Origin of the sequence: Crateriforma spongiae, assembly GCF_012290005.1 — a bacterium.
Lineage (GTDB): Bacteria > Planctomycetota > Planctomycetia > Pirellulales > Pirellulaceae > Crateriforma > Crateriforma spongiae.
In genome coordinates, this window is the sequence record NZ_JAAXMS010000015.1 from 24,208 (window position 1) to 33,712 (window position 9,505).

At 53.3% G+C, this 9,505-nt stretch carries 6 protein-coding genes; 1 reads left to right on the forward strand and 5 read right to left on the reverse strand.

From position 1 onward, the window contains the following. Window positions 1-20: 20 nt before the first annotated feature. The gene (locus tag HFP54_RS24670) at window positions 21-596 is read right to left on the reverse strand and encodes an adenine phosphoribosyltransferase (protein WP_146412825.1); all 576 of its coding nucleotides are present in this window, start codon (window positions 594-596) and stop codon (window positions 21-23) included. A gap of 525 nt (window positions 597-1,121) precedes the next feature. Between HFP54_RS24670 and HFP54_RS24675 the strand changes: the two genes are divergently transcribed. Then, the gene (locus HFP54_RS24675) at window positions 1,122-3,098 is read left to right on the forward strand and encodes an esterase/lipase family protein (protein ID WP_390658299.1); all 1,977 of its coding nucleotides are present in this window, start codon (window positions 1,122-1,124) and stop codon (window positions 3,096-3,098) included. A 68-nt stretch (window positions 3,099-3,166) separates the two neighbouring features. Here the strand turns inward: HFP54_RS24675 and csrA are convergent, their stop codons facing one another. The 4 genes from csrA to HFP54_RS24695 all read right to left on the reverse strand — a co-directional run bounded on the left by csrA (window position 3,167) and on the right by HFP54_RS24695 (window position 9,424). Further along, window positions 3,167-3,598: a carbon storage regulator CsrA gene (gene csrA, locus HFP54_RS26495; RefSeq protein WP_145300248.1), complete on the reverse strand. Its 432-nt coding sequence runs from the start codon at window positions 3,596-3,598 to the stop codon at window positions 3,167-3,169. Window positions 3,599-4,435: 837 nt separating this feature from the next. Then, entirely contained in the window at window positions 4,436-6,604 is a 2,169-nt protein-coding gene (locus HFP54_RS24685; RefSeq protein ID WP_168567226.1) for a DUF8201 family protein, read from the reverse strand. Window positions 6,605-6,708: 104 nt separating this feature from the next. Continuing rightward, on the reverse strand, window positions 6,709-7,650 hold the full coding sequence (locus HFP54_RS24690; RefSeq protein ID WP_168567227.1) for a hypothetical protein: 942 nt from the start codon (window positions 7,648-7,650) through the stop codon (window positions 6,709-6,711). Window positions 7,651-8,332: 682 nt separating this feature from the next. Then, window positions 8,333-9,424: a sulfotransferase family protein gene (locus tag HFP54_RS24695; RefSeq protein WP_168567228.1), complete on the reverse strand. Its 1,092-nt coding sequence runs from the start codon at window positions 9,422-9,424 to the stop codon at window positions 8,333-8,335. Between the last annotated feature and the right edge of the window lie 81 nt (window positions 9,425-9,505).

Here is a 9,505-nt window from a genome sequence, read left to right on the forward strand (position 1 = left end):
ACACCGACATCCATCTTGAACTAGACCGACGGACCCGGTTGACGATTTTGGATACTCAGTTCGGCTTCCTCATCATCCTGTCCGTATGTCAAGACCGATTGGACTTGATAGGGTGACAAACGTGCGGCGCCGCCGAGGACCTCTAGATGAATCAAGAAAGAGCAGCCGACGATTTCGGCGTCGCACTTTTCCAACAAACGACAACACGCTTCCATCGTGCCACCGGTGGCCAATAGGTCATCGACTAACAGCACCCGTTGGCCCTTTTTCACACCGTCGACGTGAACCTGCAGTTCATCGGTGCCATATTCCAGTTCGTAGGCAAAGGAGTGCATGTCAAACGGCAGTTTGCCGGGTTTCCGGATCGGCACGAAACCGGCGTTCAGCTTCATCGCCAACGGCGCCGCAAAGATGAAACCGCGAGCCTCGGCCGCCGCGATGACTTCCACGCCGGCATCGATAAAGGGGGCCGCCATCGCATCGACCGCAGCCGTCAGGGCTTCGGGATTCGCCAGCATGGGCGTGATGTCTCGGAACAAGATGCCCGGTTTGGGGAAATCCGGAATGTCTCGGACGTATTGGCGAAGTGATTCCATGGATATTGATACTTGTCAGGATCGATTCGGCGTTCGGTCCGAGGTGTATCGCAACGCATGTGTCGCAACGCGACACCATCGTCGATCGACAAACGGGCGGACGCCGGCGGGAATTTTGTTTCGGTCGCCTCTAGGATACCCGTAACACCGCGAATCGTCTTGCCCGCGACGGCCGAACCCGAGGTGAAACTTGTGTGTGCCACCACTCGGGCTCGTCCGCCCTGAAACCCCGCCAATGGCCGCTATCGCGATGTCCGTTGACACCCTGGGACGAATTTTTCTACCGTCACGCTACCGAGTTTCCGGCGTTCCATCGATGGCAATGAAGCCGTATGGCCCGCCCGAACCATTCCGAGTCCCCGTCCCACGGAACCAGCCACAGTCGCGACCGCCCCAGCCATGGAAGGTGATTTCCATCCGAATCGTGGACGCCCATGGTGTCGCTGGCGGACCGATCGGGATTGGCAAGTTCCGCATCGCCGGTCTCGGGCATGTCGTCAACGATGGCCCTTGATCTGGCTGGCGATTCTTCTGGCCGCTGGACCGGGTTGTTCGACAACCAAATACCTGGTCGACCGCAACGTCCGCGACAATCCGCTCAGCCGCCCGCTGAACTTGATGCGACTGAGCGGGCCGAAAGTCAGCGATCGGACCTGGAGCACGCTTCGCCGCTACGGCCTGGAAAGCAATTATCAGACAGACTGTCGAACCTGCCTTTCCAACATTCGCCGGCTAATCCACGAGACCCCCGATCCGGAATTGGTCTACGCGCTAAGCGAATTGGCGTACGTCGAAGGGAAGAAATCAGAACGCACCGGCGAGGTCAGCGATGCCTTGAATCACTACGGCATCGCACTAACCAACAGCTATGACTATCTGTTTTCCGACGCCTATAGCAACACGCGGAACCCGTATGACCCCCAGTTCCGATCGGTGTGCAATTTGTACAACGAATCGCTGGAAGACACCCTGCGTTTGCTTTGTCGCGAGAATCGATTCCAACCCGGTCAAACCTATACCATTCGCACGCCAGAACGAGAATTCATCGTCCGCACGGAAATGCGGGGTGCATGGAAACCGTCCGAATTTGAACGTTATGAGTTCGTCAGCGACTACGACATTCAAACCCTGCGGAACCGACACACGACCTATGGGCTGGGTGTTCCGCTGATCGCCGTCCGGCGCGCGGGATCGGAAAGCGATCACCGCGAAGGCTATTACCCCGAAGGCCTCAGCTATGCGGTGACCGCGATGATGCGATGCCCGACGCCGCGAGAGGATCGAAAACCTGGCGAAACTCCGGTCTGCGTTTTGGAGTTCTTTGACCCACTGCAGGCCAATCAAATTCAACTCGCCAACCACTGGGTGCCGCTGGAAACCGACCTGACCACCCCATTGGCGTTCTTTCTGGACAGCCCGGAATACCGCGAACGCGATCGCCCCACATTGGGTCTGGTTCGTCCCAACATGGTGGAAGAAAACCGCGGCATCTTCATGTTGGAACCCTACGACCCGAACCGTATCCCGGTGTTGATGGTCCACGGGCTTTGGTCCAGCCCGATCACCTGGATGGACATGTTCAATGATTTGCGCAGTTTTCCCGAGATTCGGGAACGTTATCAGTTCTGGTTCTATCTGTACCCGTCCGGACAACCGTTCTGGCTAAGCGCGACTCAATTGCGCACCGACTTGGCTGAAATGCGGCAAACGTTCGACCCGATGGGCGATGACCGACCACTGGATGACATGGTCTTGGTGGGGCACAGCATGGGCGGGCTGCTGAGCCGGTTTCAAACGATCGAGAGCGAAGACAAGTTTTGGAAAATCATCAGCGACCGTCCGCCGGAAGAACTGCAAGGTCCTGAAGATCAAAAGGCCAAGTTGGTCAGCGCAATGTTCTTTCACCCCAACCAATCGGTCAGTCGGGTGATCACCATCGGCACGCCGCACCGCGGCAGCGACTTTGCCAACAGCATCACCAAATGGCTGGGCGAGACGTTCATTAAATTGCCCAACATGGCGATGTCCGTCGGACGCACGATGGTGGGTGCCAATCCGGGACTGTTTCGCAACAGCCACTTGTTGACCGAGGCAACAGCGATCGATTCACTGGCACCGGAGTCCCCGATTTTCGAAGTCATGTTGGCGGCCGAACGGTCGCCGCAAACACGTTACCACAACATCATTGGAGTCTTGAAAGATCCGCCGTTGATCGTGGGATCCAAACACAAAGGCGACGGCGTCGTGGAATACGCCAGTGCCACGATGAACGATGTTGAAAGTGAGTTGGTGGTGGATGCCGATCACGTTTCATTGCACATGACCGGACAAGCCATTTTCGAAGTCCGCCGAATCTTATTGAAGCACCTGCAAGAATTTGATGCCAAGAACCGGGTTGCCCTACAAACCGAAAGTGGTCCAGGTTCAAACACCGAACCCGCACACTTGGCAACGCCGATCCGCCAAGCCAGCGATATTTCCGCCGCAACGGCAACGCGGTGAACGTTGACACGTCGTCAATCCGGGCAGCCCGCCGAAAAACCTAACGCCGCGAGGCGTCCGGTTGAACGCTAGCGGATCGTTCCAAATCCTGCCAAAGGTCCGGCCGATTGGCTGATGCCAGCGGTCGGGGAAATCTTGCCGGCATGCGGCATCGCGGCCAGCCGATTGGTCGGTTCCGCACCACGACGCCCGGGCATCGAAACGCGGCCGGAGACGATTTTGCCGTCGCGGCTGGTTTCGCATCGCAACTTTCCGGCGATGGATCGACGTGCCTTCGGATACGCATCGACGTCTTCGGCCCCCGACACGACGTCCAACTTCCCACCATCGTCCGCTTGTCGCTGTTGGTCCTTTTCCGCCAACTCGCCGCGAACCACACGGACATCTTTGGGGGCGTCGATGCCGATGCGAACGCTGTTTCCTTTGACACGCACCAGGGTAATCGTGATGCCGTCGCCGATAACGATTTGTTCTTTGGCTTTACGAGTCAAAACTAACATGGCAGTTTCCTTTGCCCTCAGGCGTTGTGATGGTTGATCCTTTTCCTTCCCGACGTTGCTTGATACTCGTCGGTACGGTGCAGCGGTAATGCAGACGGTGTGCCATTTTGCAGGCCGTCATCTCAATGAATCTTCGTAAACCCTATGCAGTTCTTGGTTTACAAATCCCAAAATAGTGTCTGACCCGATTCGCATTTCGAACCACGAGAGAAAAACTTACCTCCGCTTTGCAAATTCTTTCCCCTTCACCAACGCCGGCACTTCCGGGTGGCTTTGAGAACGTCGTGAATCCCTGTGTTCACAGTTACGAATCAGGCTCTGAACCTGTTTGGACGAATTCGCAAAGGAGTTGCCACTTTCCTGGAATGGGAACGCCCCTGCCATCTCTAGCCCCCGCCATGACGAAGGCACGTTCTTGCTAGCCCCCTATTGCTAGCAAACACCTGGTGGTTCGGTCGTCGGTGATGCTGGTTTCCTCCCCTTCTCGTGCTTTGCGAGAAATGCTGTGGACCGACGGGTAGCCTGATTGGCCACGATCCGGATGCAATGCCTGAATGCACGATCGACGACCACCGGGGAATCCTGCCGATGTTGATGATGGCTTGATTTTTAAAGGCAACCTGGACTCCCGGTTGCCCTCGATTCGGCTCCAGAGATGTCCGACAAAACCGAGCGGGTCAACACAAGGCCCACTCGACACGGACCATCCGCCACCCGAGCAGACTGCCAACTGAAGTCGCGAAGAAATTCGATTCGTTGGCCGCGTGGACAAAGAATCGAACATCCGGAATCAGGATGGGAAATCGATGGAGCGCCATTTGACGGACACGCCCGCGATCACCGTCCAATATCCTGAACACTGGTTGCAAACAAATCCTCAATCACGTCTTGGCGCAAACTGTAAATCAGGAATCGTTCGTTTGTCACTTCTAGTTTGCTAATCTTCGAAACGAGATCGGGAGCAATAGACAGACTTTCCCATTCGGCGGAATTACGTAGAACGACGAGGTCCGTTCTTTGCTGTCGAAAAAATCTGATCGTTTCGGCGGTGCCCTCAAACCGGGACTTCAAAGCAGGCATTGAATAACACTGGCCAAGTTGCCGATGTCGATCCGACCCGGCGAATGGATAGCTACGTTGCCCCGTCACCAATATCGACGGCCGATGAAGCTCCTTGCGTTGTTCAAGCATTTTCAACGCGGGCAAGGCATCCATTCCCAAAAACCTCCCATAAAATGTATCGAACCCCTGATGCCAGATCGCCGAACGCACACCAACCGCAACGCAGACCGCCACGATGCCCCCGGCGACGAGGAACCTTGGGCACGAAAAACCGAATCTTCCCCGATGCCAGAAGAGAGACACCACTACCAAACCCAAAAAGAAAACAGTCGCAATCCCCCATGTTGCGATCCCATGTTTTTGAATCGCTGGGTCCTCTGGAAAAAGGTTCACCCCCATAGGGTTTACCTGCAATAGATCTACACTCGGGATCATTCTTCGTAAGAACTGCCACGCGGTAGCAATCGCTAGAATCAACAAGGCGCAAATGGATCGAATGGAATGGCATTGTAGTACTCCCATCCCTCGATCTCCGCGAATCTCCATGCACCTTGCCGATCGAAAAACACCCTCAAATGCAACACTGACAACGATTAGCACAACAGTCAGGCAGATCAGCCCCAACCTGACCGTTACGTAACCATGCGAAACAAAAACCATGTTCGTACCATTGCTGCCAATTGCAAACGGCGTCACCAAATACAACAGAACAGAACCGGCAGCGGCGACCAACAAAATGCAGAAAACCGATCGCATGTCACGCACGCCATTTGCGCTCCCCCCAAGTCCAAAGACGCCCCCGATCGCTAGACGAGCCAGGGATGCGGGAAGGGCAACCAACGCGACGACATGCACCGGTCCCGTCAGCCCCCAGATAGCTTGCGCAAGCAAAAACCACTTTTCGTTATTGCCGTGCCCCAATATGGTAGTCGCAAACAAACTCGCATCGTCCGTTCCCCGATCCTGCCCGATCAAAGACTGCGGGAAAAGCGGAGATCCCGTCACAACAAAATTACGAAGGTACCAACAACATGATGGAGCTAAACACACCGCCACAAGTAACGCCCATTGCTTCCATGAAATGCGGTCAAGCCTGCGTGATACAACAATCCCGAAGATTCCCGCAAACGCGAACAGAACCGCATAAGGCACCGCATAATATTTAACACCGGCCAATAGACCCAATGATGCAAAAGCCAAAACGAGATAGTTAGCACCCTCACCAGCAGTCAAATATACGCAGAAAAAATGCAACGCCGTAATTGCAAGACCAACCGCTGCGATGTCGTTCTTATTATCGACAAGCTGGTGCCAAACGACATCATTGGCGACAACCACGAAACAAACCAAGTGTCGGAACAAACCAGAAACATTCAACATTTTCAGCAAAGACAATGAACTGCATACTAACAGCGAAACTCCAATCAAGTTCGCTATCGGTGCCAGAAAGTCTCCGCTAAACAGACCGACACACCACAAAATGAGCACTTCACTATTACCCGGAAAAAACCATTTCATGTTTCTGGGTGTATAGATACTGCCCTCTGAAATCCAGGCATCGACCATGGGCAGGTGATAGGAAAGCGTGTCCCAGTTAGTCGGAAACTCATTGACTCCTCGAACTAAAACCCATGAAACCGCCAAGCAGGCAATCGCAAGCCAAAGAAAATACGTCACGGAGATGAATTGCGACGGAGTTTGTATTTCATGAGAGCCCAGTGGGACTGGCTCGCACCAGTGCAAGGTCGCCACGGCCTGCAATAAAATGGTCCCCAAAAAGATCCAGGGATGGAGAATCCCCAGTGCTCCCAACACACAAGCATGGACGACAAGTGAATAAAACGATGCTACCAAAGCAACTTCGGTGCGCAACAAGATGTCACCGGCAGGAAACCACCGACCTGCAATTCGCAAGTGCGACTTGAACATCAGGACCGTGGCCATCAACCATGGAACAAAAACCGCTGCGTCAAAACAGGCGCATTGGATCGATGACTCACACATTCGCTCAAAACACCCGGCAACAAAATACAGCAGAATGACATAAGCTACCTTGCGGCACGTCGCCTATCCAATGTCGCGTACACAATGACCGCCAAAAACAGCGCAAATGAAACGGCCGCAATCATCATCGAGTTCAGCCAATGTCGTTTCTGAAAGGGTGTTACCAGTCCGTAAAACTCAGGCGTAAACTCTTCCGCCGGCACAGAAGAAGCAAAATCGCTCAACATGGCCGACGATGACCAATTGACCTTGCGGGCTCTTTCCGTCTGTTCAACAAATTCTGTCAATGAAGACACCAGAAGCCCCGATTCGTCATACTTAAGCGTGCGGACCTTTCGATACCTCTCAGGTTTGCCCACGAAATCGGCCTCCAAATGCGAAATCCGGTAACCATGTTCAGGATCGACCGTTAAAGAAACTTTTGAGAACTTGGATGGCTCTTCTGAAAGATCATCAATTTTGCATGACCACCCATTTTCGTCATCCTCTGCAGGCCCCCATCCCACAAAGTCATACTGCTGAGAATTTTCGATCGCTCCCAATGGAACTGCCCAAGCTATCCATGGAAGATCGAGAACCAAGTCAGAAACCCTCGCATGGATCGGCGTATCACCTTCTCCTTCAAGTTGCTCGACTGGGATAAACCGCCGAATAAAAAGCTGACCATTTTCGTTCGCACCAATTTCGATCAATCCTTGATCATTCCGCATCTTCACGGAAGCAAAGTTCTTTCGGTCGATCGCATCTTGCAAAGATGCAAATTCTTCGATTTTGTAGTTTGAACCGTCAATGAATTCACGCCAATAGGTGGTATCACCCGACTTTGAATTTTGAGAATTGGGTCGCTTTACCTCAACAGTGACGATGGCTGAGCTTGACGGCCTCTCAGCCAGTCGTTCGTGCCAAGACTCCAGCACTTCCGCAGGTACACCAGCGGTGTTCTTAGCGGCCAATGGAAGGACGTGCGACGCGAGTAGCGTACTCACGATAAGAATTCTTACGGCACCCATATTTATACACCTTTCTCAGTAGCATCACGTCATATCAAACAACCAATGCCCATGACCATCGAGGAAAGGCGGGGGGGGCCTTGATTGTCACATACTTTGTGCTTCGGCCGGAGTCAAACGATCGGGCGACAGAACGATTGCTCAAAACCGAGATAAGATTCGCACGACAATGGCCGTGCAAATCCTCATCTCAAGTATAGACGTTTTCTTTGTTCGTCTGTTTTCGACTAACTGTCGCACTCGCAGTTCAATCCGTTCCTGTCTGGCTCGCATCCACAGTCATTGCTGCAAAAGTACCCCGTACAAGTTCCGATGCAATTTCCATTCTCGTCAGGGGTTGCGTCCGAGCAGGTTCCACCGCACCAACACGCCGCTTGAGCAAACGACGTCAGGGAAAGTGATAGCAACACTACCCCCAATGCAAACAAGATCGTGGGACGAACTTCACGAATCATCATCATTCTCCTGAAACAGAAAAACCTGCTCCTACCGATTACAAATCGTCAACGAGACGAATGGTTATGATTGGAGCGACATCCGATGTTATCCAGGGGGCTAGGCTCGACTGCAATCACATCTCTCGAACCTAAAGTCTTTGCTCCAATCATTCCAACAGAAACGGAAACCATTAAAAGGAACGTACGTAATAGCACACTCTTTAGTTGCACGACTTTGACTCCTGGTCAAATATTTCAACTGGCAGATCATTTTCAGCACCCGCCAAAAACGAAGGAGCGAAAGGGTCCTGTTTGCAATCCATGGCGAGACGTGTGCCCGATGCCGCCTTGGCCCGCGTCAACGGGACGAATCGTTGACGCCTCAATCTATCAACAAGGAAACAGGAGCATTCCGCCATCAACACGTCCAGGGGCACCCCTCCAAGAGTACGTGCAATAGAACCAATCGATCGAGCCCACTGGATATATGACACAACGCTACTCATTGGTGCTGCATCATAGCCTAGTTGTCGCAACTCTCTTCCAATCAAACCATCGGCAACCTTCGCCATGTGTCGATAATCGTTTTTCCATTGTCCGACACGACATGAGACAGGCCTTCCAAGTGCTCGACATTTCCAGTCGAGCTCCCTCTCCGGGACGACAGTCCGATCAACGTGTTGCCGGCAGATGAGATCAATTGCATCTCCGGGCAGCCCGAGGTGCAACAGGATGCGATTGAGTTCCGAGACGGGAGAAGAAACGAAGGACTCGTAGCGAACAAACAACACACGGGAATCTTGCCGGCGTTGCCACCACAGAAGGTGCCGACAGTATCGCTTCCAGAGAATCAGTCCGGAACGAAAATCAGATTTCAGCCACGGTACCTTCTGCAGACTCGCTGATACGTCACGGCCATCTCGATAGATAAAAACAATTCGAGCATTTGGAAAAAAGTGCAGCAGACGTGCGACACGAGGCGTGTGCTCGGGGGTCTTTTCCCCAAAATGCGTTGCGTGAGCCCCATCGGGCCTCACCGAGGAATATTGGGCAACCATCGTCCGGAACACCCATTCAGTACCGCAAGACTCCTTCGCCAGGCGAAGAGGAATGCTTATCCCAAGATCGGAATTGATTCTCTGAAGAGTCCGGATCTTAATCCAAGTGGGGCATCCATCAAACCGACAGAAAAGCTTAGTTTCGGGCGGGCAGATGACGTTTGGATGCCGGTTCAAGAACACCTGAATCAGCGTGGTTCCCGAACGAGGGCATCCAACAATAAAAAATGGCTGGCATTGGAAACCTTCATTCACAGGAAATCACCATTCGTCGGATCTTCGAACGCGTCTGGGCAAATCCATCCCGGTGCGGGGCCCCTGGCAACAAGACAGCAT